The following is a 23,891-nucleotide window of genomic DNA, read 5'->3' as shown; positions in this document are numbered from 1 at the left end:
AGCGGTATGAATGCGCATTTTAACCTAAGCAAGGCCGCTTTTTTAGCCCGTCGACGAGGGATTCGCCGGAAGCGAGGGCTTACATCATGACGACGTCGAACTGCTCCTGGGTATAGAGCGGCTCAATATGCACCTTGACCTGTTTGCCGACGAAAATCTCCACCTCCGCCAGCGCGTGCGATTCATCGCTTTTCAGCGCTTCGCCGACTGCCGGAGAGACATAGACCAGAAAACGATCGGAGTCGTAGGCGTGATGAACGCGGACGATTTCACGCATGATTTCGTAGCAGACCGTTTCCACCGTCTTCAGCGTGCCGCGCCCTTTGCAGACCGGGCAATCCTCGCACAGCACATGCTCGATGCTTTCGCGCGTGCGCTTACGCGTCATTTCTACCAGGCCCAGCGCCGAGAAGCCGTGGATGCCGGTTTTTACCCGATCCTTGCTTAGCGCCGCCTCCAGCGAATGCAGCACGCGACGGCGGTGCTCTTCGTTGCTCATATCGATAAAGTCGATGATGATGATGCCGCCGAGGTTGCGCAGCCGCAGCTGGCGCGCAATCGCCTGCGTCGCCTCAACGTTGGTATTAAAAATGGTTTCGTCGAGATTGCGGTGGCCGACAAAGGCGCCGGTATTGATGTCGATAGTGGTCATCGCCTCGGTCTGATCGATGATCAGATAACCGCCTGACTTCAGCTCGACCTTACGGTCCAGCGAGCGCTGAATTTCATTCTCGACGTCAAAAAGATCGAAAATCGGCTGCTTGCCGGCGTAGAGCTCCAGCTTGTCGGCCATTTCCGGTATGTATTCGCGCGTGAACTCCACCAGCAGTTCGCAGGTGAGCCGCGAATCTACGCGGATGCGATCCAGCGCCGCGCCGGCGAAATCACGCAGAATGCGCTGCGCCAGCGCCAGCTCGCCATAGAGCAGGCAGCGGGTCTGATTGCGTTTTTTCCGCTCGGTGACTTTGGTCCAGAGGCGTTTCAGAAAAGCGGCGTCCTGCGCCAGCTCCTCTTCGCCGATGCCTTCGGCTGCGGTACGGATAATAAAGCCGCCGAGATCGTCGCAGTAGTCCGCTACCACCGCCTTCAGGCGTTCGCGCTCGCGTTCGCTTTCGATACGCTGAGAGACGCCGACGTGCGAGGCGCCTGGCATAAAGACCAGATAGCGCGACGGCAGCGTGATGTCGGTGGTGAGGCGCGCGCCTTTGGTGCCGAGCGGATCTTTCACCACCTGCACCATCAGATCCTGTCCCTGCCGCACCAGCTCGGCGATATCGCGCACGATAAAGTTTTTCTTCTCGTCGCCGGCGACGCACTCGGTGTGCGGCATAATATCGGAGGCGTGCAAAAAGGCGGCTTTATCCAGACCGATGTCGACAAAGGCCGCCTGCATGCCGGGCAGAACGCGACTGACGCGTCCTTTGTAAATATTGCCGACGATGCCGCGCCGCGCTTCGCGCTCGATATGTATTTCCTGCAGAATGCCGCCGTCGATATAGGCAACGCGCGTCTCGGAAGGCGTGACGTTGACCAGTAATTCAGCCGTCATGTTATCCCCTTACGGCACGCAGTGACTGAAAATGGCTGAATAACTCGCCTGTCTCAACCAACGGCAATCCGACAACCGCGTGATAGCTGCCATTAATTTTACGGACAAAGTTTCCACCTGTGCCCTGAATTCCGTAGGCGCCGGCTTTGTCCATCGGCTCGCCGGTCGCGATATAGTCGGCGATCTCCGCCGCGCTCAGCAGACGAAAGGTCACGTCCGTCGTCACTAAGCTGTCGAGCACGCGCTCGCGATCCGCCAGCGCAACGGCGGTCATCACCTGATGCGTCTGGCCGGAGAGCCGCGCCAGCATGCTGGCGGCGTCGGCGGCGTCGCGCGGTTTTTCCAGCACGTCGCCGTTGAGCACCACGATGGTATCCGCGCCCAGCACCGGCAGGTCCTGTTCCGCTACGGCGACGCCGGCGCGCGCTTTATCATGCGCCAGGCGACGCACATAGCTTTCCGCCGCCTCATCAGGGCGGCGTCGCTCTTCAACATCGGTATGGAGACGTTCAAACGACAGGCCAAGCTGCGTCAGCAGCTCACGTCGACGCGGTGAACCGGAAGCCAGATAGAGGGATAGCATAAAATTCCTTACTGAACAGCGAACTGACGACGAATCTTTCTCATTAATAAGAATAGCCAGGGCCAGAGAATCCCGTCGATAACGCTGCTCCAGAAAATTTCTGGCCTGAACGATACGTTGATCACCAAAAATTCCGCCCAGAAGACGATGACATCCACCGCCAGCGACAGCACCATAACCATTAACGCCTGCTGCCACAACGCTAAGTTGCGGAAAAGCTGGAATTTAAAGGCGACCAGATAGGCGATGATGCTGAGCGCCAGCGCGCGTACGCCAAGAGTGGATCCGGCGATCAGATCCATCACCCCGCCCAGCACGAAGCCGGTGCCAACGTTGACGCGGTGCGGCAGCGCCAGCACCCAGTAAACCAGGATAAGCAGGATCCATGAAGGCCGGAACATATAGAGCTGTTCCGGCCATGGCATGATCTGCAGCACGAGGGCGACAAGAAAGGACAGCCAGATAACCCAACGACCCTGGCTGCGGTAACGACTCAAGGCTGGCCTCCGCGCGCGTTAGCAGGCGCGCTTTGCGTCCCGCCGCTGCTGGCTGGCGCTGGCGGCCCCATCTGCGCGGACGGCGCAGGCGGCCCCATCTCGCCCGCTGGCGGCAACACCTGCGGCATCATCTGCATCAGGCGTTCGTTGGCGACGCGGTGTACTTCATCCGGCGCCATCGGCATGTCGCCGTTTTTATCCGCGCCCCACAGCAGCAGCAGATAGCGCAGGCGCTGCAGACCGGCGGTCGGACGTGCCTGAATCACGGTATAGGCGCGCTGCGTATCAACCTTGACGGAAGAGACCACCGCGACCGGATAACCTTCCGGGAAACGGCCGCCCAGGCCCGAGGTCACCAGCATATCGCCGACGCGAATATCGGTGTTGCCCGGCAGGTGCTCCAGCTGCAGATCTTCGGTGCAGCCGTTGCCTGCCGCGATGACGCGAATATCGTTGCGCAGCACCTGAATCGGCAGCGCATGCGACGCGTCGCAAATCAGCAGAACGCGGCTGGTCACCTGGCCGACGGCGATAACCTGACCGACGACGCCTTTGTCGCTGATGACCGGCTGGCCTTCATAGACGCCATTGACGCTGCCTTTGTCGATCACCACCTGATCGGTGTAAGGATCGGTGCCGGTGGAGATCACCTGCGTCACCATCTTGTGCTCGTCCTGACGCAGCGGCGAACCGAGCAGTTCGCGCAGGCGTGCGTTTTCCTGCTTATATTGCCCCAGCATCAGCAGGTCGCTGTTTTTCAGGAAAAGCTCGCGGCGCAGGGCTTTATTCTCCAGCTCAAGCTGCTGGCGCGACGCCAGCGAACCGGAAATGCCGTCAAGAATCTGACGCGGGCCGTTGGCCAGGAAATAAAACGGACTGACCGATGTGTCCAGATAGTTGCGGATTTGGGTAAACGAACCCAGGCGGCTATCGGCGACGATAATCGCGATGGCTACTATCACCGCCAAAAACAGGCGCAACTGCAGGGAAGGCCCCCTGCTAAAAATCGGCTTCATATATTCTGCGTGTTCCTCGACAACAGGTAAGGAAGTACGGCCATCGCCGTACTTCCCTGGGCTGGACAGCTGACGCCGACGCGCGCGGCGTCAGCTTCCACGCGACTCCCTGCGCATTTCGATTCAGGTCTCAGCCGATTGAGGCGATTATTCTTCGCTGAACAAATCGCCGCCATGCATGTCGATCATTTCCAGCGCTTTACCGCCACCGCGCGCCACGCAGGTCAGCGGATCTTCTGCGACGACCACCGGAATGCCGGTCTCTTCCATCAGCAGACGATCCAGGTTGCGCAGCAGCGCGCCGCCGCCGGTCAGCACCATGCCGCGTTCGGAGATGTCCGACGCCAGTTCCGGCGGGCACTGCTCCAGCGCGACCATTACCGCGCTCACGATGCCGGTTAACGGCTCCTGCAGCGCTTCCAGAATTTCATTAGAGTTCAGCGTAAAGCCGCGCGGCACCCCTTCCGCGAGGTTACGGCCGCGTACTTCGATTTCGCGCACTTCGTCGCCCGGATAGGCGGAGCCGATCTCATGCTTGATACGCTCTGCCGTCGCTTCGCCGATCAGCGAGCCGTAGTTACGGCGCACATAATTAATGATCGCTTCGTCGAAGCGATCGCCGCCGATACGGACAGAGGATGAATAAACCACGCCGTTCAGGGAGATGACCGCCACTTCGGTGGTGCCGCCGCCGATATCGACCACCATGGAGCCGGTCGCTTCTGAAACCGGCAGGCCAGCGCCGATCGCGGCCGCCATCGGCTCTTCGATCAGGAAGACTTCACGCGCGCCCGCACCCTGCGCGGATTCACGGATAGCGCGACGCTCTACCTGGGTCGCGCCGACCGGCACGCACACCAGCACGCGCGGGCTAGGACGCATAAAGCTGTTGCTGTGCACCTGTTTAATAAAGTGCTGCAGCATTTTTTCAGTGACGAAAAAGTCCGCGATCACGCCATCTTTCATCGGGCGAATCGCTGCAATATTACCTGGCGTACGGCCGAGCATCTGTTTTGCATCATGGCCAACGGCCGCCACACTCTTTGGGGAACCGGCACGGTCCTGGCGGATGGCAACCACGGAAGGCTCGTTCAGCACGATGCCTTGTCCTTTTACATAAATCAGGGTATTCGCGGTACCCAGGTCAATGGACAAGTCATTGGAAAACATGCCACGAAATTTTTTAAACATATCTAAAGGATAATCCTGCAAGCTGGGGGCGGAAAATAAAATCCGCTTACTTTACCAACCACGCGAAGCCGCCACAAGGCGCAAAAACGTTCTGCTTCGGTGAAAAAATAGACCAATTTGGCTTTACACGATCGTCAACGAGAACTCACGGGTGCAAAACGGCGGTATTCACCCGTTTTACTGGCTTCATGCGCCCGTTCAGGCGTGCTCGTTCGACATAAAATCTAACATTTCCGCCACAGGATATTGGCGATGCCGCCGCCTCTTCCTGCCGCTCAGATCCGGCTTTAGGTGGTTGCCACCGGAAATGGCTAAATATGATAGCGTTGTGAATACTTTTTCACATTACTGTTTACCGGCAGCGAAGGCGCAAAGAGATCGCCCTGCCCGCCCGATACGCCCAGGCCAATCAGCGTCTGCCATTCCGCATGCGTGCGTACGCCCGTCGCGAACACCTGCGTCTGGGCTGATTTGCACACTTCCAGCAGGCTCTGCACGAACAGCTGATTTTCGGTGCGCCGATCGATATTGCGCACCAGGCCAGGATCAAGCTTAATTAAATCGATGGGGAATTGCCTGATATAGGCGCTGCTCACCACGGTTAAGCCCGCCTGATCGACGGCGATACGACAGCCGAACGCCTGTAGCGCATGAAATACCGGCGCTAAACGGTTGATGTGTTGACAGACATCTGCCTCAGCAAGTTCAAATAAAAATCGTTTTCTTTGCGCTTTAGTACACTGCAGCAGCATGTTCTGCAGCCAGTTAAAGAAAGGACGCTGCAGCAGCGAGTCGATATTGATCGGCAGCGCCAGAGTTTCGTCAGGCCAGACGTCAGACAGAGCGGCGATACGCGTGACCAGCTGACGGTCCCAGCTGTCCGCCATGCCGAACTGCAGCACCAGCGGCATAAACTCCGCCGCCAGCACCTCTTTATCTCCGTCGAAGATACGCATCAGCAGTTCGCGGTGATGCACGCTGCCGTCCAGCAGCACCGCCGGTTTCTGATAGAGACGCGGACCACCGCGGCTCAGCGTGTTTTCCAGCAGGGTTCGCCAGCGCACGCTGCCGCGCCCGGCATCGAGGGGATTCCCCTCGCCGTTGGACCAGTTGTTGCCGCCCAGCAGCGTCGCCCGCCGCGTCGCCATCTCGACGTTGTCCATTACCTGCGACACGCTCTGCCCGCTGTGCCAGGCGCTGATGCCGATATGAATCAGATCGTCGCGGTTCACCATGCGCATCGGCGGCAGCGAATCGACGGCGTTAATGAGCTGATCCGCGATGCTGTTAGCCTCTTTCAGGCTACGGTGCGGCAGCAGCACCGCAAAGTCGCTACGAAAGTAGCGGGCCAGCAGCGCGCCGGGGTAGCGCAGTACGAAGGTCGAGAGCATATTGACCAGATCGTAGAGATACTCATCCACCAGCGTCGTTCCCAGGGTCTCATTGAGCATATCGAGATCGGGCAGGCGCACCATCATCACCACGCCGTGCGTGCCGACATCCTCCTGGTCTTCCAGCAGCGTCGCCAGCTGATTGTCAAAAAAGAGCCGGTTGTTGAGGCCGGTGCGGCTATCCTGCGCGGCAAAGGCGCGAATCAGCGTGTCGATACGCAGGCGCTGCTCGCCCGCCTCCTGCAGATCGTTCAGCAGCACGTCGATGGCGCTGCTGGCGCGCGGCGGCCACTCGTCGACGTCGCCTTTGCGCAGCTGCGTCCGCTCGCCCGCCAGGATCGCCTCGGCACGTTTCTCCAGCCGCTCCATGCCGCGCCACTGGCGGTTGAGCCAGCAGTGCATCATAAACAGCAGCAGGCTCATCACCAGTACGACAAAGAGGATCGCCGCCAGGGTATAGACGCCGGTAAAGGACTGGAACCAGGTTTTGGCTGGGTCGAGCGCCACGACGCGCATCGTTACGCCCGGCTGATGAACCAGCGGCACGTCGAACTGGATAAAGCGGTTGGTTTCATCTTCCAGCATCGGATTTTCATGCCGGCTGAGTCGGAACAGGATGCCGTCGCCGTTGCGCAGCTCGATCCGCTCGGTATTCATCACCGTCATGGTGTGCTGCAGCCAGTCGCGCAGCGCGTCAGGCGACTGCTTCAGCAGCGCCTGATCCACTTCGGTCGCTAGTGTCTGCACGCGTCCTTCGACGCGCTGATGGGTTAGCCAGTAAACGCTAAAAGCGCAGCCCACCAGCATCAAAAACATCGCCAGTAAGCTTAAAAATGTAATAAACGCAGATAGTTTCGTGGTTAATCGCATCCCTGTGCCTGTTCGCTGCGGTAATGACCCATTTACGCCCGCCCTGCGCCGCGCCTGACGCAAGCGCGAGCAAAATAGCATAAATCCCGCTCTGCGGCAGCGCCGCTGCGTAAGATGAGCAAGTATATCCGTACCAGACAACGGTTAGCCCGGGTCGTTCAGCTTTTCGGCGCATTCTCATCGGCGCGTCGTGCCAGGAAATTTCATATTTTAGCGGCGAAAGTCGCGTCGATCGGCAATAGTCATCATGCTGGAAGGCATATTCGAGCCGGGAGGTGAGCGATGAAACCCACAAAATATCTGACTGAAGCCGACGTTACGCCGGAAAGCATCTTTAATATGCGGCGCCGCCAGGTGCTGAAAACTCTCGGCCTGAGCGCCGCGGCGCTCGGCATGCCCGGCGTCGCGCAGGCAGACGTGCTGAGCTGGTTCAAAGGCAACGATCGCCCCGCCGCGCCTGCCGGACGCCCGCTAACCTTCAGCAAGCCGGAAAAGTATCAGGCCAGCCTGACGCTGACGCCGGAAGATAAGGTCGCCGGCTATAACAACTTCTATGAATTCGGCCTTGATAAGGCGGACCCCGCCGCCAATGCCGGCACGCTGAAAACCGATCCCTGGCAGTTGACCATCGACGGCGAAGTAGCGAAGCCGATCACGCTCAACATGGACGATATTTTCAAAAAGTTCGCCATGGAGCAGCGAATCTATCGCATGCGCTGCGTCGAGGCCTGGTCGATGGTCGTGCCCTGGGTCGGTTTCGAGCTTAATAAGCTGCTGAAGCTGGCGGAGCCCAACAGCAATGCGCGCTTCGTCGCGTTTCAGACGCTCTACGCGCCTGATCAGATGCCGGGGCAGAAAGATCGCTTTATCGGCGGCGGGCTGGACTACCCCTACGTGGAAGGACTGCGTCTTGACGAGGCGATGCACCCGCTCACCCTGCTCAGCACCGGCGTGTACGGCAAAGCGCTGCCGCCGCAGAACGGCGCGCCGATTCGCCTGACCGTGCCGTGGAAATATGGTTTTAAAGGCATTAAGTCGATCGTCAAGATTACCCTGACGCGCGATCGCCCGCCGACGACCTGGAATCAGATTGCGGCAAACGAATATGGTTTTTATGCCAATGTTAATCCGCACGTCGACCATCCGCGCTGGTCGCAGGCGACCGAACGCTTTATCGGCCCCGGCGGCACGCTCAGCGTGAAGCGTCAGCCGACGCTGCTGTTCAACGGCTACGCCGACGAGGTAGCCTCGCTCTATCGCGGGCTCGATTTGCGGGAGAACTACTGAGTGCGCCTTACGCTGAAACAGATCGTCTGGCTCAAGGCGGTCCTGCATCTGGCGGCGTTTTTGCCGCTGGTCTATCTCTTTATGGCGGCGAACCAGGGCTGGCTGAGCGCCGACCCGGCGAAGGATATTCAGCACTTCACCGGCAGAATGGCGCTGAAGCTGCTGCTGGGCACGCTGCTGGTGTCGCCGCTGACGCGCTACGCGAAACAGCCATTGCTGATCCGCACTCGCCGCCTGCTCGGCGTCTGGACCTTCGTCTGGGCCTCTCTTCATCTGCTGAGTTACTACCTGCTGGAGCTGGGCGTCGACAACCTGGGTCTGCTGGGCCGCGAGCTGGTCACGCGCCCCTATCTTACGCTGGGCATCCTGACCTGGCTGATTTTGCTGGCGCTCGCGGCGACCTCGTTCCAGCGCGCCCAGCGCAAACTCGGCCGCCGCTGGCAAACGCTGCATAACTTTATCTATCTGGCGGCGATCCTCGCGCCGGTTCACTATCTCTGGTCGGTGAAGGTGCTCTCGCCTCAGCCGCTGCTTTACGCGCTGGGCGCACTGGCGTTGTTAGCGTGGCGTTACAAAAAGTTTCGTCAGTGGTTGCCACGCTAAGTTGTCTTCTTCCCGTTATTTCTGATAAAAGGTGTGGCCTTCGGGCCACGCTGGATCAACTTCGCAGATAAGACCAGTATTTTGCTGCGAATTGCCCCGAAACGGATATAATGCCCGGCTTTGTTGCGCGCGGCGTCGCCTTTTTGGGCGCGGCGGGTGACAAACGGAAGATAGCAAGGTATTTTACGCGATGCCTCAATGATTGCGGGAGATGGCAGCACGATGGCGCATAAATTTCACATTCTGCTTTTGAACGGTCCCAACCTTAATTTGCTGGGCACGCGCGAGCCGGAAAAGTATGGTCGCGCGACGCTGCAGCAAATCGTCAGCGATTTAGCCGCGCAGGCGGACCAGCTCGATGTGGAACTGAGTCATTTGCAGTCCAATGCGGAATATCAGCTGATCGATCGCATTCATGAGGCCAGAGGCAATGTGGATTACATCATCATTAATCCCGCTGCATTTACGCACACCAGCGTAGCATTGCGCGATGCCCTTCTGGCGGTAAGCATTCCTTTTATCGAGGTGCACCTCTCTAACGTGCACGCGCGTGAACCTTTCCGCCATCACTCCTATCTTTCCGACGTATCCGCCGGCGTCATTTGCGGTTTAGGCGCCGACGGCTACTCATGGGCTTTACAAACGGCAGTAAAACGCCTGTCTCACTCCAATTAAACAGAGTACGGAACCACACTCATGGATATTCGTAAAATTAAAAAACTGATCGAACTGGTTGAAGAATCCGGCATCGCTGAGCTGGAAATTTCTGAGGGCGAAGAGTCCGTTCGTATCAGCCGTGCACCTGCCAATGTGGGTTATCCCGTTATGCAGCAGGCTTACGCTGCGCCAGCTCCGCAGCCTGCGTTAGCCACCGCCGTCGCGCCGATCGCAGCGCCGGTCGTAGAGTCCGCCAAGCCTGCTGAAATCAGCGGCCACATCGTGCGTTCGCCGATGGTCGGCACCTTCTATCGCACGCCGAGCCCGGACGCGAAAGCCTTTGTTGAAATCGGACAGAAAGTTAACGCCGGCGACACGCTCTGCATCGTCGAAGCGATGAAGATGATGAACCAGATCGAAGCCGATAAATCTGGCGTCGTGAAAGCCATTCTGGTCGAAAGCGGCCAGCCGGTTGAATTTGACGAGCCGCTGGTCGTCATCGAATAACGAGGCGCACCATGCTGGATAAAATTGTCATTGCTAACCGCGGTGAAATCGCGCTGCGTATTCTCCGCGCCTGTAAAGAGCTGGGCATCAAGACCGTGGCGGTGCACTCCACCGCAGACCGCGATCTGAAACACGTGCTGCTGGCGGACGAAACCGTCTGCATCGGCCCGGCACAGTCAGTTAAAAGCTATCTCAACATCCCGGCGCTGATCTCCGCCGCCGAGATTACCGGCGCGGTCGCCATCCACCCCGGCTACGGCTTCCTCTCTGAGAATGCCGATTTCGCCGAGCAGGTTGAGCGTTCCGGCTTTATCTTTATCGGCCCGAAAGCGGACACCATCCGCCTGATGGGCGATAAAGTTTCCGCCATCAACGCGATGAAAAAAGCGGGCGTGCCGACCGTACCCGGTTCCGACGGCTCGCTGGGCGACGACATGGAGAAAAACCGCGCTATCGCTAAGCGTATCGGTTATCCGGTCATCATCAAAGCGTCCGGCGGCGGCGGCGGTCGCGGCATGCGCGTCGTGCGCAGCGATAAAGAGCTCGAGCAGTCCATCAACATGACGAAAGCGGAAGCCAAAGCGGCTTTCAACAACGACATGGTCTACATGGAGAAGTACCTCGAGAATCCGCGTCATATCGAGATTCAGGTACTGGCCGACGGCCAGGGCAACGCGATCTATCTGGCCGAGCGCGACTGCTCTATGCAGCGTCGCCACCAGAAAGTGGTCGAAGAAGCGCCAGCGCCGGGCATTACGCCGGAACTGCGTCGCTATATCGGCGAGCGCTGTTCTAACGCCTGTATCGAAATCGGCTACCGCGGCGCAGGCACCTTCGAGTTCCTGTATGAAAACGGCGAGTTTTACTTTATCGAGATGAACACCCGTATTCAGGTCGAGCATCCGGTTACCGAGATGATCACCGGCGTGGATCTGATCAAAGAGCAGCTGCGCATCGCTGCCGGTCAGCCGCTCTCTATCAAGCAGGAAGACGTGATCATTCGCGGCCATGCGGTCGAGTGCCGTATCAACGCCGAAGATCCCAACACCTTCCTGCCGAGCCCGGGCAAAATCACCCGTTTCCACGCGCCAGGCGGTTTTGGCGTGCGTTGGGAATCACATATTTACGCCGGCTACAGCGTGCCGCCGTACTATGATTCCATGATCGGCAAGCTGATCTGCTATGGCGAAACCCGCGACGTGGCGATCGCCCGCATGAAAAATGCGCTGGCTGAACTGATCATCGACGGCATCAAGACCAATATCGAGCTGCAAATGCGCATTATGTCCGACGAATACTTCCAGCAGGGTGGCACCAACATCCACTATCTGGAAAAGAAACTCGGACTGTACGATAAGTAAGCGCAACAGCAAGGGCGATGCCGGCGGGGTTACTGACTGCTGACAGCGCCCAGGTTGGCACCTTGTCAACAAGACCAGGCCGGTGATACCGGCCTTTTTCATTTTTGTCGCCGTAGAGGTTGCATAATGGACTGGCGTTTTCTGCAAGCGAATAAAGAGGCGCGCTGGGCGCTCTACCTGACGCTCGCCTATCTGGCCGTCTGGGGCGTCTCCGCGTGGCTGGGCGGCGATGAGGCCGGCGTGACCGGTCTGCCGCGCTGGTTTGAACTCTCCTGCGTGTTTGCCCCGCTGCTGTTTATCGTGCTGTGCTGGCTGATGGTACGTCTGGTGTTCCGCGATATGCCGTTAGAGGATAACGATGGAAACTGAAATCATTCTTCCGCTGCTGGCTTACCTGGTGCTGATCGCCGGGCTGTCGGTGTTTGCCATGCGCAAACAGCGCCAGGGCAGTTTTCTCACTGAATATTTTCTCGGCAGCCGCTCTATGGGCGGTTTTGTGCTGGCGATGACCGTCACCACCACCTATATCAGCGCCAGTTCGTTTATCGGCGGCCCCGGCGCGGCCTATAAATATGGACTCGGCTGGGTGCTGCTGGCGATGATTCAGGTGCCGGCGGTCTGGCTGTCGCTTGGCGTGTTAGGGAAGAAATTCGCTATTCTGGCGCGCCGCTATAACGCGGTGACGCTAAACGATATGCTTTATGCCCGCTATCGCAGCACGCTGCTGATCTGGCTGGCGAGCATCAGCCTGCTGGTGGCCTTTATCGGCGCGATGACGGTGCAGTTTATCGGCGGCGCGCGCCTGCTGGAAACCGCCGCGGGCATTCCTTACGATACCGGCCTGCTGATTTTCGGCGGCACTATTGCGCTCTACACCGCTTTCGGCGGCTTTCGCGCCAGCGTGCTCAACGACGCTATGCAGGGCCTGGTGATGCTGGTGGGCACCTTTCTGCTGCTGTTCGCCGTGATTCATCAGGCGGGCGGGCTCGACACGGCGGTGACCAAACTGCGCGCCATCGATCCGCAGCTGGTGTCGCCGGAAGGGGTCGGCAACGTTATCAATCCGACCTTCCTTAGTTCCTTTGCGGTGCTGGTCTGCTTCGGCGTTATCGGCCTGCCGCATACCGCCGTGCGCTGCATCTCTTATAAAGACAGCAAAGCGATGCATCGCGGCATTATTCTCGGCACCATCGTGGTAGTGGTGCTGATGCTCGGCATGCATCTGGCCGGCGCGCTCGGCCGGGCGATTCTGCCGGATCTCACTATTCCCGATCGCGTCATCCCGACGCTGATGATCACCGTGCTGCCGCCGATGGCTGCGGGCGTATTTCTCGCCGCGCCGATGGCGGCGATCATGTCGACCATCAACGCGCAGCTGCTGCAATCTTCCGCTACCCTGATCAAAGATCTCTATCTGCGCATCGCGCCGCAGCAGAGTGAAAACGAAGCGCGCCTGCGCTTGCTATCGGGCACCATTACCTTCTTGCTGGGCGTGCTGCTGCTGCTGGCGGCGTGGAATCCGCCGGATATGATTATCTGGCTCAATCTGCTGGCCTTCGGCGGTCTGGAAGCCGTTTTCCTCTGGCCGCTGGTGCTTGGCCTTTACTGGTCGCGCGCCAACGCTGCCGGCGCCATCTCCGGCATGCTGGCGGGTGCCGGGAGCTACACGCTGCTTGCCAGCCTCAATATTCAATGGGGTGGCTTTCACCCTATCGTTCCGTCATTGACCATAAGCCTGCTGGCTTTTCTGGTCGGTAATCTGTTTGGCCGCGCGCCTGATGCCGCGCTGGAATAAAGAGAAACGCTATGCCATGGATTCAAATCAAGATTAACAGTACCGGCGAGCACGCCGAACCCATCAGCGATGCGCTGATGGAGAGCGGCGCGGTCTCCGTGACCTTTCAGGATACGCACGATAATCCGGTTTACGAGCCGCTGCCGGGCGAAACGCGCCTGTGGGGCGATACCGACGTGATCGGCCTGTTCGACGCGGAAACGGAGATGGAGGATGTGGTCGCAGAGCTGAGCCAGCATCCTCTGCTGGGATCTGGCTTTCGCCATAAGATCGAACAGATCGAAGATAAAGACTGGGAGCGCGAGTGGATGGATAACTTTCATCCGATGCGCTTCGGCGAGCGCCTCTGGATCTGCCCAAGCTGGCGCGACGTGCCGGATCCTGACGCTGTTAACGTAATGCTCGATCCGGGCCTGGCGTTCGGCACCGGCACGCACCCGACCACGTCCCTCTGCCTCACCTGGCTGGACGGCCTGGATCTGGCGGGCAAAACGGTGATCGATTTCGGCTGCGGTTCCGGCATTCTCGCGATTGCCGCGCTGAAGCTGGGCGCGGCGCAGGCGATCGGCATCGATATCGATCCGCAGGCGATCCAGGCCAGCCGCGATAATGCAGAGCGCAACGGCGTCGCCGATCGCCTGTCGCTCTACCTGCCGCATCAACAGCCTGAGAACCTGCAGGCCGACGTCGTGGTCGCCAATATTCTCGCCGGTCCGCTGCGCGAGCTGGCGCCGCTGATTGGCGTGCTGCCGAAAGCAGGCGGCCATTTGGGTCTTTCCGGCGTGCTGGCCAGCCAGGCGGAGAGCGTTTGCGAAGCCTATGCCGATCGCTTCGCGCTCGATCCGGTGGCGGAAAAAGAGGAGTGGTGCCGCATTACCGGCGTGCGGCGCTAATATAAAAGCAGGTCGGTTACGCCGCCCTGCTTTTATCTTGAGCTAAACCAAAGCGCGACCTGGCCTGTTAATTACGTTCCGGCCGCAATCAAGTTGCGCAATAAAGCACCACCTGGGCGTCATATCTCTGGTTAATTGCCTGATGTGGCGCTTTTTATGTTGTGATTTACGCCATGTTTTGAGAAAAATTTTTGTTCACAATTTCAGCGTATTTTTTTAAGTAATTGAATATTAATAATAATTAAAAAATTGACTGCTGTTTAACCGTCTTTATCCCGTTATTTACGGCGAATTGTTCAAAGTTTGGCCTTTCATCTTCGGTAAAAAATGCGTAATATACGCCGCCTTGCGAACAGTTACGGTCACTTCTTCTTCATGCGCATTGGACACCACCAGCTACGTAATCGACTCATTGCTGCGCCGATGGCCGGGATTACCGACAGGCCGTTCCGCACGCTCTGTTTTGAGAACGGCGCCGGTATGGCGGTCTCCGAGATGCTGTCATCTAACCCTGAAGTCTGGGCCAGTGACAAATCCCGTTTGCGTATGGTGCACAGTGACGAGCCCGGCGTTCGCGCCGTGCAGATAGCAGGTTGCGATCCCGATGATATGGCGGCGGCCGCGCGTATTAACGTGGCGTCTGGCGCGCAGATCATCGATATCAACATGGGTTGCCCGGCCAAAAAAGTGAATCGCAAGATGGCAGGCTCAGCGCTGCTGCAGTATCCCGAGCTGGTGAAATCTATTCTCACCGCCGTGGTTAACGCAGTGGATGTGCCCGTTACGCTGAAGATTCGCACCGGCTGGGATACGGAAAACCGTAACTGTGTAGAGATTGCCCAATTGGCTGAACGCTGTGGCATTCAGGCCCTGACGATACATGGACGCACTCGTGCCTGCCTGTTCAACGGGGAAGCTGAATACGACAGCATTCGGACAGTTAAGCAGAGTGTCACCATTCCCGTTATCGCGAATGGCGACATAACTGACCCGCATAAAGCCAGAGCCGTGCTTGACTATACGGGGGCCGATGCCCTGATGATAGGCCGCGCGGCTCAGGGAAGACCGTGGATCTTCCGGGAAATCCAGCATTATCTGGACACTGGGGAGCTGCTTGCGCCGCTGCCGCTGGCAGAGGTGAAGCGTATGCTCGTTGCGCATATACGTGAGCTGCACGACTTTTATGGTCCAGGCAAGGGATACCGTATATCGCGAAAGCACGTCTCCTGGTATTTGCAGGAGCATGCCCCTAATGACCAGTTTCGGCGCACATTCAACGCCATAGAGGATGCCAGCGAACAGCTGGAGGCGTTGGAGGCATACTTCGAAAATCTTGCGTAAACGAAATAAAGAGCTGAAAGAACTATGTTCGAACAACGCGTAAATTCTGACGTACTGACCGTTTCTACCGTTAACTCACAGGATCAGGTGACGCAAAAGCCTCTGCGTGATTCGGTTAAACAGGCACTGAAGAACTATTTTGCTCAACTGAACGGTCAGGATGTTAATGATCTCTATGAGCTGGTACTGGCTGAAGTCGAGCAGCCCCTGTTGGACATGGTGATGCAGTATACCCGTGGCAACCAGACCCGTGCTGCGCTGATGATGGGTATCAACCGTGGTACTCTGCGTAAGAAACTGAAAAAATACGGCATGAACTGATTTTTAGTTGATGCGGTAAATGACGCCAGCCTGAGTGCTGGCGTTTTTATTAGCTCAGCCTTTCACAATAAAGCTGAAAGCGATGAAACAACTCGCTCGCAAATGGTAACCTTAGTTGCAATCGCGGCAGTGAAAATTACCTGCGCATTGATCCCCATTCTTCCCTGCCGCGCCTCCACTTTTCTTCGCTTGTTTCCCTGCAGCGCCAGCGCTGACGGCCGCTCAGTGATCTTCATTGCCGAAAAGCGTAACTCATCTTCTCCATACATCCTTTCCTGAGCTTTAGCTCACATTGCTTCCATATAGTGAAACTATTTGCACTAATTGTGATCGGGGCGACTCGCTTTGCTTCCTTTTGGTGCGCGATAGTAACGCTGCTTTCCTGATTCTTCAGATTAATAAGAGATCTTTCCAGCCCACTCACGTTTCTGCAAACCTGGCACTGGCTTTGCAGTGCTATGCGTGGCTGACCGCCACAGACAGGTAATAGCGCGCTGCAGAGCGCGCATCAAACATAACAAAATAATTACGCCACACAGGATGCTTTATGAAAAAGATGATGCTCTCTACGTTGGTCGCCGCCGCTGCGTTCCTCGCGGTTACTCAGCAGGCACACGCTGGCACCACGCTGGATGCGATTAAGAAGAAAGGTTTTGTGCAGTGCGGTATCAGCGATGGTCTGCCGGGCTTCTCCTATGCTGACGCCAGCGGCAAATTCTCCGGCATCGACGTTGACGTCTGCCGCGCGGCAGCCGCCGCCGTTTTCGGCGACGCCAGCAAAGTGAAATATACGCCGCTGACCGCAAAAGAGCGTTTCACCGCGCTGCAGTCAGGCGAAGTGGATATTCTGTCGCGCAACACGACCTGGACTTCTTCGCGCGACGGCGGCATGGGCTTCCTGTTCGCTGGCGTGAACTACTATGACGGCATCGGCTTTTTGACTCACCAGAAAGCGGGCCTGAAAAGCGCGAAAGAGCTGGACGGCGCAACGGTCTGTATTCAGGCGGGCACCGATACCGAGCTTAACGTGGCGGACTTCTTCAAAGCCAACAAAATGCAGTACACCCCAGTGACCTTCGATCGCTCTGACGAATCCGCTAAAGCGCTCGACAGCGGTCGCTGCGATACGCTGGCGTCCGATCAGTCGCAGCTCTACGCGCTGCGTATCAAACTCGGTAAGCCGGACGAATTTATCGTACTGCCGGAAGTGATCTCGAAAGAGCCGCTGGGCCCGGTCGTGCGTCGCGGCGACGATGACTGGTTCACCATCGTGAAGTGGTCGCTCTACGCCATGCTGAATGCGGAAGAGATGGGCATCAACTCGAAGAACGTCGATCAGATGACCGCCAAGCCGACCACGCCGGATATGGCGCATCTGCTGGGTGCGGAAGGCGACTTCGGCAAAGACCTGAAGCTCGACAACAAGTGGGCCTATAACATCATCAAGCAAGTCGGCAACTACCAGGAAGTGTTTGACCGCAACGTGGGCAAAGACAGCGCGCTGAAGATTGCGCGCGGCCAGAATGCGCTGTGGAATCAGGGCGGCATTCAGTACGCCCCGCCGGTCCGCTAATCACACATGTTAACGGGACGCCGCGTTGCGCGGCGTCCTGCCTGCGCTTTGTCTCTGAGGTTTCAACATGTCACAACGCCCAAGCGTGAAAAGGGACATTTCATTCGGTAATCCCGCGGTTCGCGCCTGGCTTTACCAGATTATCGCCATTGTTGCGGTGGTTATCGTAGTGGGTTATCTGATCCACAATACGATTATCAACCTTGCCAGCCGCGGCATTACGTCCGGATTCGGCTTTCTTGAACGCAGTGCCGGTTTCGGTATCGTCCAGCATCTCATCGAGTACACCGAAGGCGACACCTACGCGCGCGTGTTTCTGGTGGGCCTGACCAATACTCTGCTGGTTTCTGCGCTCTGCATCGTTTTCGCATCACTGCTGGGATTTTTCATCGGCCTGGCGCGCCTGTCGGACAACTGGCTGCTGCGCAAGCTCTCGACTATCTATATCGAGACTTTCCGCAATATTCCGCCGCTGCTGCAGATCTTCTTCTGGTACTTCGCGGTGCTGCGTAATCTTCCCGGCCCGCGCCAGGCGTTAAGCGCGTTCGATCTCGCCTTCGTCAGCAACCGCGGGCTCTATGTGCCCTGGCCGCAGTATGCGCCAGGCTCCGGGCCCTTTATCGTTGCGCTGGCACTGGCCGCTGCAGGCAGCTATGCGCTGTTCCGCTATCATCGCAAATATCAGCTCAAGACCGGCCAGCTGCGCCGCACCTGGCCCGCCGCTCTCGCCATGTTCGTGCTGTTTCCTGTGGTGGCGCATCTGGGCTTCGGCGCCGCCACGCACTGGGACGTGCCGACGCTGCGCGGCTTTAACTTCCGCGGCGGCTTCGTGATGATCCCGGAGCTGGCGGCGCTGACTCTGGCGCTCTCTGTCTACACCTCGTCGTTTATCGCCGAGGTGATCCGCGCCGGCATTCAGTCCGTGCCGCACGGCCAGCATGAAGCCGCGCGCTCGCTGGGCTTGCCCAATCCGGTGACGCTGCGTCAGGTCATTATCCCGCAGGCGATGCGCGTCATTATTCCGCCGCTGACCAGCCAGTACCTCAACATCGTGAAAAACTCCTCGCTGGCGGCCGCGATCGGCTACCCCGATATGGTGTCGCTGTTTGCCGGTACGGTGCTGAATCAAACCGGCCAGGCAATCGAAACTATCGCTATCACTATGGGCGTCTATCTGGCGATCAGCCTGGTAATTTCGCTGTTGATGAATATCTATAACCGCAAAATTGCGCTGGTCGAGCGCTAAGAGAACGGGATGACGATGTCTGTTACCACACACGAAGCCTCGCCGGCCGCCGCCACGCCGCTGAGCCGCGCCTGGGTCTGGGCGCGAAAAAATCTCTTCTCCAGCTGGTTTAATACGCTGCTGACGCTGTTTTGCCTCTGGCTGATGTGGGAGGTGATCCCGCCCGCGCTGGAGTGGCTGGTATTCCAGGCGAACTGGATTGGCGAGACGCGCGCCGACTGCACCAAAGAGGGCGCATGCTGGGTTTTTATTCATGCGCGCTTCGGCCAGTTTATGTATGGACTCTATCCGCACGAGCTGCGCTGGCGGATTAACCTGGCGCTGGTGCTGGGCGTCGCCTCGATTATCCCGATGTTTGTGAAATCTCTGCCGTATCGCGGGCGCTATATCGCCTGCTGGGCGGTGATCTATCCTCTCGTCGTCTGGCTGCTGATGTATGGCGGCCTGTTTGGCCTGGAGCACGTCGAGACGCGCCAGTGGGGCGGACTGACGTTAACGCTGATTATCGCCGCGGTCGGCATCGCCGGCGCGCTGCCGCTGGGTATTCTGCTGGCGCTGGGGCGTCGCTCGCGTATGCCGGTGGTGCGTACGCTGTCGATCATTTTTATCGAGTTCTGGCGCGGCGTGCCGTTGATTACCGTGCTGTTTATGTCGTCGGTGATGCTGCCGCTGTTTATGTCGGAAGGCACCAGCATCGATAAGCTGGTGCGCGCGCTGGTTGGGGTGATTTTGTTCCAGTCGGCTTACGTCGCCGAAGTGGTGCGCGGCGGTTTGCAGGCGCTGCCGAAAGGTCAGTATGAAGCGGCGGAGTCGCTGGCGCTCGGCTACTGGAAAACCCAGCTGCTGGTGATTTTACCGCAGGCGCTGAAGCTTACGATTCCCGGCCTGGTGAACACCATTATCGCGCTGTTCAAAGATACCAGTCTGGTGATCATTATCGGCCTTTTCGATCTGTTTAGCAGCGTGCAGCAGGCTACCGTCGATCCCGCCTGGCTGGGAATGTCGACCGAAGGCTATGTCTTTGCCGCGCTGGTTTACTGGATTTTCTGTTTTAGCATGTCGCGCTATAGCCAGCATCTGGAGAAGCGCTTTCACACCGGGCGTAAATCGCACTGAGGTTTTCCATGACACAACATTCGCATCACGATTCAGCTTTGATGATTTCGCTCGAGAACGTGAATAAATGGTATGGGCAGTTTCATGTCCTGAAAGATATTAACCTGCAGGTGAAGCCGCGCGAGCGCATCGTGCTGTGCGGCCCTTCCGGTTCCGGTAAGTCTACGACGATTCGCTGTATTAACCATCTGGAAGAGCATCAGCAAGGACGCATCGTGGTCGACGGTATCCATCTGAATGATGATGTACGCAACATCGAACGCGTGCGTACCGAAGTGGGTATGGTGTTTCAGCACTTCAATCTTTTTCCGCACCTGACGGTGCTGCAGAACTGCACGCTGGCGCCCATCTGGGTGCGCAAGACCGCGAAAAAAGAGGCAGAGGCGCTGGCGATGCACTACCTGGAGCGCGTACGCATCGCCGAGCATGCGCATAAGTTTCCGGGCCAGCTCTCTGGCGGGCAGCAGCAGCGTGTGGCGATTGCGCGTTCGCTCTGCATGAAACCGAAGATTATGTTGTTCGATGAGCCGACCTCAGCGCTGGATCCCGAGATGGTTAAAGAGGTGCTGGATACCATGATTGGGCTGGCGGAAGACGGCATGACAATGCTGTGCGTTACCCATGAGATGGGTTTTGCCCGTACCGTGGCCGATCGCGTGATCTTTATGGATCGCGGCGAGATCGTGGAGATGGCACCGCCGGAAACTTTCTTTTCGAATCCGACGTCTGAACGTACGCGCGCGTTTTTATCGCAGGTTATTCATTAACGCTGAGCATAGCATCAACGCCCCGGACCGGTTCCGGGGTTTTTTATGGGTGGAAAAGGCAAAGCGCAGAAAAGAAAAAAGCCCTTTGCTTATGCAAAGGGCTTTTTCTGGTTTGATGCCTGGCAGTTCCCTACTCTCGCATGGGGAGACCCCACACTACCATCGGCGCTACGGCGTTTCACTTCTGAGTTCGGCATGGGGTCAGGTGGGACCGCCGCGCTAAAGCCGCCAGGCAAATTCTTTATTCGCCGAACTCTTACGTAACTGGTGCTGATACCCAGAGTCGAACTGGGGACCTCACCCTTACCAAGGGTGCGCTCTACCAACTGAGCCATATCAGCACACTGTATTTGGATGCCTGGCAGTTCCCTACTCTCGCATGGGGAGACCCCACACTACCATCGGCGCTACGGCGTTTCACTTCTGAGTTCGGCATGGGGTCAGGTGGGACCGCCGCGCTAAGGCCGCCAGGCAAATTCTGTCTTCCGCGCCGCCCGACGGGCCGCGCAGAATTATCCGTCACAAGCTGAAAATCTTCGCGTCTCGCAAAACGCCTCTGGCGTTGTAAGGTTAAGCCTCACGGGTCATTAGTACCGGTTAGCTCAACGCATCGCTGCGCTTACACACCCGGCCTATCAACGTCGTCGTCTTCAACGTCCCTTCAGGACCCTCAAGGGGTCAGGGAAAACTCATCTCGGGGCAAGTTTCGTGCTTAGATGCTTTCAGCACTTATCTCTTCCGCACTTAGCTACCGGGCAGTGCCATTGGCATGACAACCCGAACACCAGCGGTGCGTTCACTCCGGTCCTCTCGTACTAGGAGCAACCCCCCTCAGTTTTCCAGCGCCCACGGCAGATAGGGACCGAACTGTCTCACGACGTTCTAAACCCAGCTCGCGTACCACTTTAAACGGCGAACAGCCGTACCCTTGGGACCTACTTCAGCCCCAGGATGTGATGAGCCGACATCGAGGTGCCAAACACCGCCGTCGATATGAACTCTTGGGCGGTATCAGCCTGTTATCCCCGGAGTACCTTTTATCCGTTGAGCGATGGCCCTTCCATTCAGAACCACCGGATCACTATGACCTGCTTTCGCACCTGCTCGAGCCGTCACTCTCGCAGTCAAGCTGGCTTATGCCATTGCACTAACCTCCTGATGTCCGACCAGGATTAGCCAACCTTCGTGCTCCTCCGTTACGCTTTGGGAGGAGACCGCCCCAGTCAAACTACCCACCAGACACTGTCCGCAGCCCGGATAACGGGCCTACGTTAGAACACCAGCCATTAAAGGGTGGTATTTCAAGGACGGCTCCACGCAGACTGGCGTCCACGCTTCAAAGCCTCCCACCTATCCTACACATCAAGGACCAGTGTTCAGTGTCAAGCTGTAGTAAAGGTTCACGGGGTCTTTCCGTCTTGCCGCGGGTACACTGCATCTTCACAGCGATTTCAATTTCACTGAGTCTCGGGTGGAGACAGCCTGGCCATCATTACGCCATTCGTGCAGGTCGGAACTTACCCGACAAGGAATTTCGCTACCTTAGGACCGTTATAGTTACGGCCGCCGTTTACCGGGGCTTCGATCAAGAGCTTCTCCTTGCGGATAACCCCATCAATTAACCTTCCGGCACCGGGCAGGCGTCACACCGTATACGTCCACTTTCGTGTTTGCACAGTGCTGTGTTTTTAATAAACAGTTGCAGCCAGCTGGTATCTTCGACTGGCCTCGGCTCCGGGAGCAAGTCCCTTCACCTACGCGCCAGCGTGCCTTCTCCCGAAGTTACGGCACCATTTTGCCTAGTTCCTTCACCCGAGTTCTCTCAAGCGCCTTGGTATTCTCTACCTGACCACCTGTGTCGGTTTGGGGTACGATTTCGTGTTGCCTGGAGCTTAGAGGCTTTTCCTGGAAGCAGGGCATTTGTTGCTTCAGCACCGTAGTGCCTCGTCGTCACGCCTCAGCCTTGACCATCCGGATTTGCCTGGATGCTCAGCCTACACGCTTAAACCGGGACAACCGTCGCCCGGCCAACATAGCCTTCTCCGTCCCCCCTTCGCAGCAACACCAAGTACAGGAATATTAACCTGTTTCCCATCGACTACGCCTTTCGGCCTCGCCTTAGGGGTCGACTCACCCTGCCCCGATTAACGTTGGACAGGAACCCTTGGTCTTCCGGCGAGCGGGCTTTTCACCCGCTTTATCGTTACTTATGTCAGCATTCGCACTTCTGATACCTCCAGCATGCCTCACAGCACACCTTCGACGGCTTACAGAACGCTCCCCTACCCAACAGTATCGCTACTGCTGCCGCAGCTTCGGTGCATGGTTTAGCCCCGTTACATCTTCCGCGCAGGCCGACTCGACCAGTGAGCTATTACGCTTTCTTTAAATGATGGCTGCTTCTAAGCCAACATCCTGGCTGTCTGGGCCTTCCCACATCGTTTCCCACTTAACCATGACTTTGGGACCTTAGCTGGCGGTCTGGGTTGTTTCCCTCTTCACGACGGACGTTAGCACCCGCCGTGTGTCTCCCGTGATAACATTCCTCGGTATTCGCAGTTTGCATCGGGTTGGTAAGCCGGGATGGCCCCCTAGCCGAAACAGTGCTCTACCCCCGAGGATGAGTTCACGAGGCGCTACCTAAATAGCTTTCGGGGAGAACCAGCTATCTCCCGGTTTGATTGGCCTTTCACCCCCAGCCACAGGTCATCCGCTAATTTTTCAACATTAGTCGGTTCGGTCCTCCAGTTAGTGTTACCCAACCTTCAACCTGCCCATGGCTAGATCACCGGGTTTCGGGTCTATACCCTGCAACTTAACGCCCAGTTAAGACTCGGTTTCCCTGCGGCTCCCCTATACGGTTAACCTTGCTACAGAATATAAGTCGCTGACCCATTATACAAAAGGTACGCAGTCACCCCATAAAGAGGCTCCCACTGCTTGTACGTACACGGTTTCAGGTTCTGTTTCACTCCCCTCGCCGGGGTTCTTTTCGCCTTTCCCTCACGGTACTGGTTCACTATCGGTCAGTCAGGAGTATTTAGCCTTGGAGGATGGTCCCCCCATATTCAGACAGGATACCACGTGTCCCGCCCTACTCATCGAGCTCACAGCCTGTGTGTTTTCGTGTACGGGAGTGTCACCCTGTACCCTGCGACTTTCCAGACGCTTCCACTAACACACAAGCTGATTCAGGCTCTGGGCTGCTCCCCGTTCGCTCGCCGCTACTGGGGGAATCTCGGTTGATTTCTTTTCCTCGGGGTACTTAGATGTTTCAGTTCCCCCGGTTCGCCTCGCAACACTATGTATTCATGTTGCGATAGTGTG

Annotated in this window: 21 protein-coding genes, 1 tRNA gene and 3 rRNA genes; 14 read left to right on the top strand and 11 right to left on the bottom strand. The window is 57.6% G+C overall.

What is annotated here, in order from left to right:
• Nucleotides 1–79 precede the first annotated feature (79 nt).
• The 6 genes from rng to csrD all read right to left on the bottom strand — a co-directional run bounded on the left by rng (nt 80) and on the right by csrD (nt 7,097).
• Nucleotides 80–1,549, bottom strand: a complete 1,470-nt coding sequence (gene rng / locus JS46_RS19565) for a ribonuclease G (RefSeq protein WP_033754786.1) — start codon at nt 1,547–1,549, stop codon at nt 80–82.
• Nucleotide 1,550: 1 nt separating this feature from the next.
• On the bottom strand, nt 1,551–2,132 hold the full coding sequence (locus tag JS46_RS19560) for a nucleoside triphosphate pyrophosphatase (protein ID WP_033754783.1): 582 nt from the start codon (nt 2,130–2,132) through the stop codon (nt 1,551–1,553).
• An 8-nt stretch (nt 2,133–2,140) separates the two neighbouring features.
• Nucleotides 2,141–2,629: a rod shape-determining protein MreD gene (gene mreD, locus JS46_RS19555; protein WP_033754780.1), complete on the bottom strand. Its 489-nt coding sequence runs from the start codon at nt 2,627–2,629 to the stop codon at nt 2,141–2,143.
• Entirely contained in the window at nt 2,626–3,645 is a 1,020-nt protein-coding gene (gene mreC / locus JS46_RS19550) for a rod shape-determining protein MreC (protein ID WP_033754778.1), read from the bottom strand. Before mreC ends, mreD begins: the two co-directional genes overlap by 4 nt.
• A gap of 147 nt (nt 3,646–3,792) precedes the next feature.
• Nucleotides 3,793–4,836, bottom strand: a complete 1,044-nt coding sequence (mreB, locus tag JS46_RS19545; RefSeq protein WP_003855260.1) for a rod shape-determining protein MreB — start codon at nt 4,834–4,836, stop codon at nt 3,793–3,795.
• Between the two features lie 311 nt (nt 4,837–5,147).
• On the bottom strand, nt 5,148–7,097 hold the full coding sequence (gene csrD, locus JS46_RS19540; RefSeq protein ID WP_033754772.1) for an RNase E specificity factor CsrD: 1,950 nt from the start codon (nt 7,095–7,097) through the stop codon (nt 5,148–5,150).
• Between the two features lie 282 nt (nt 7,098–7,379).
• Between csrD and msrP the strand changes: the two genes are divergently transcribed.
• The 10 genes from msrP (at nt 7,380) to fis (ending at nt 15,862) form a co-directional block, all read left to right on the top strand.
• On the top strand, nt 7,380–8,384 hold the full coding sequence (msrP, locus tag JS46_RS19535; protein WP_033754769.1) for a protein-methionine-sulfoxide reductase catalytic subunit MsrP: 1,005 nt from the start codon (nt 7,380–7,382) through the stop codon (nt 8,382–8,384).
• Nucleotides 8,385–8,987 carry a protein-methionine-sulfoxide reductase heme-binding subunit MsrQ gene (msrQ, locus tag JS46_RS19530; protein WP_033754766.1) on the top strand — a complete coding sequence of 201 codons (603 nt, stop codon included), beginning with the start codon at nt 8,385–8,387 and terminating at the stop codon, nt 8,985–8,987.
• Nucleotides 8,988–9,209: 222 nt separating this feature from the next.
• Nucleotides 9,210–9,662, top strand: coding sequence for a type II 3-dehydroquinate dehydratase (gene aroQ / locus JS46_RS19525; protein WP_033755287.1), 453 nt, complete (start codon nt 9,210–9,212; stop codon nt 9,660–9,662).
• A gap of 21 nt (nt 9,663–9,683) precedes the next feature.
• Nucleotides 9,684–10,151 (top strand): acetyl-CoA carboxylase biotin carboxyl carrier protein, encoded by a 468-nt coding sequence (gene accB, locus JS46_RS19520; RefSeq protein WP_033754763.1) that lies wholly within the window; start codon nt 9,684–9,686, stop codon nt 10,149–10,151.
• Between the two features lie 11 nt (nt 10,152–10,162).
• The gene (gene accC / locus JS46_RS19515; RefSeq protein WP_033754760.1) at nt 10,163–11,512 is read left to right on the top strand and encodes an acetyl-CoA carboxylase biotin carboxylase subunit; all 1,350 of its coding nucleotides are present in this window, start codon (nt 10,163–10,165) and stop codon (nt 11,510–11,512) included.
• A 126-nt stretch (nt 11,513–11,638) separates the two neighbouring features.
• Entirely contained in the window at nt 11,639–11,881 is a 243-nt protein-coding gene (locus JS46_RS19510; RefSeq protein ID WP_033754757.1) for a YhdT family protein, read from the top strand.
• Complete coding sequence (gene panF, locus JS46_RS19505) at nt 11,871–13,307, top strand: sodium/pantothenate symporter (protein ID WP_033754754.1); 1,437 nt, start codon at nt 11,871–11,873, stop codon at nt 13,305–13,307. Before JS46_RS19510 ends, panF begins: the two co-directional genes overlap by 11 nt.
• Nucleotides 13,308–13,318: 11 nt before the next feature.
• Complete coding sequence (gene prmA, locus JS46_RS19500; RefSeq protein WP_033754751.1) at nt 13,319–14,200, top strand: 50S ribosomal protein L11 methyltransferase; 882 nt, start codon at nt 13,319–13,321, stop codon at nt 14,198–14,200.
• Nucleotides 14,201–14,575: 375 nt separating this feature from the next.
• Nucleotides 14,576–15,541 (top strand): tRNA dihydrouridine synthase DusB, encoded by a 966-nt coding sequence (gene dusB / locus JS46_RS19495; RefSeq protein ID WP_033754748.1) that lies wholly within the window; start codon nt 14,576–14,578, stop codon nt 15,539–15,541.
• A gap of 24 nt (nt 15,542–15,565) precedes the next feature.
• Nucleotides 15,566–15,862, top strand: coding sequence for a DNA-binding transcriptional regulator Fis (fis, locus tag JS46_RS19490; protein ID WP_000462905.1), 297 nt, complete (start codon nt 15,566–15,568; stop codon nt 15,860–15,862).
• Between the two features lie 62 nt (nt 15,863–15,924).
• On the opposite strand, the gene JS46_RS19485 is transcribed toward fis, so the two are convergent.
• Nucleotides 15,925–16,131, bottom strand: a complete 207-nt coding sequence (locus JS46_RS19485; protein ID WP_033754741.1) for a hypothetical protein — start codon at nt 16,129–16,131, stop codon at nt 15,925–15,927.
• Nucleotides 16,132–16,409: 278 nt separating this feature from the next.
• On the opposite strand from JS46_RS19485, the gene JS46_RS19480 reads away from it, so the two are divergent.
• From JS46_RS19480 to JS46_RS19465, 4 genes are all read left to right on the top strand, one after another.
• A complete protein-coding gene (locus tag JS46_RS19480) occupies nt 16,410–17,435 on the top strand; it encodes an amino acid ABC transporter substrate-binding protein (RefSeq protein WP_033754738.1) in 1,026 nt (341 codons plus the stop codon).
• A gap of 67 nt (nt 17,436–17,502) precedes the next feature.
• The gene (locus tag JS46_RS19475; protein WP_033754735.1) at nt 17,503–18,681 is read left to right on the top strand and encodes an amino acid ABC transporter permease; all 1,179 of its coding nucleotides are present in this window, start codon (nt 17,503–17,505) and stop codon (nt 18,679–18,681) included.
• A gap of 15 nt (nt 18,682–18,696) precedes the next feature.
• Nucleotides 18,697–19,797, top strand: a complete 1,101-nt coding sequence (locus JS46_RS19470) for an amino acid ABC transporter permease (RefSeq protein ID WP_033754732.1) — start codon at nt 18,697–18,699, stop codon at nt 19,795–19,797.
• 8 nt (nt 19,798–19,805) lie between these two features.
• Nucleotides 19,806–20,564, top strand: coding sequence for an amino acid ABC transporter ATP-binding protein (locus JS46_RS19465; protein WP_033754729.1), 759 nt, complete (start codon nt 19,806–19,808; stop codon nt 20,562–20,564).
• Nucleotides 20,565–20,681: 117 nt separating this feature from the next.
• On the opposite strand, the gene rrf (JS46_RS19460) is transcribed toward JS46_RS19465, so the two are convergent.
• From rrf (JS46_RS19460) to JS46_RS19445, 4 genes are all read right to left on the bottom strand, one after another.
• A 5S ribosomal RNA gene (rrf, locus tag JS46_RS19460) occupies nt 20,682–20,797 on the bottom strand.
• 32 nt (nt 20,798–20,829) lie between these two features.
• A tRNA-Thr gene (locus JS46_RS19455) sits at nt 20,830–20,905 on the bottom strand.
• 15 nt (nt 20,906–20,920) lie between these two features.
• Nucleotides 20,921–21,036 (bottom strand): 5S ribosomal RNA (rrf, locus tag JS46_RS19450).
• Between the two features lie 94 nt (nt 21,037–21,130).
• A 23S ribosomal RNA gene (locus JS46_RS19445) occupies nt 21,131–23,891 on the bottom strand; the annotation flags it as partial.

The sequence above is a fragment of the Pantoea sp. NGS-ED-1003 genome (assembly GCF_000738765.1).
GTDB classification, from domain to species: domain Bacteria; phylum Pseudomonadota; class Gammaproteobacteria; order Enterobacterales; family Enterobacteriaceae; genus Pantoea; species Pantoea septica.
This window is presented reverse-complemented; position numbering and strand designations above follow the sequence as displayed.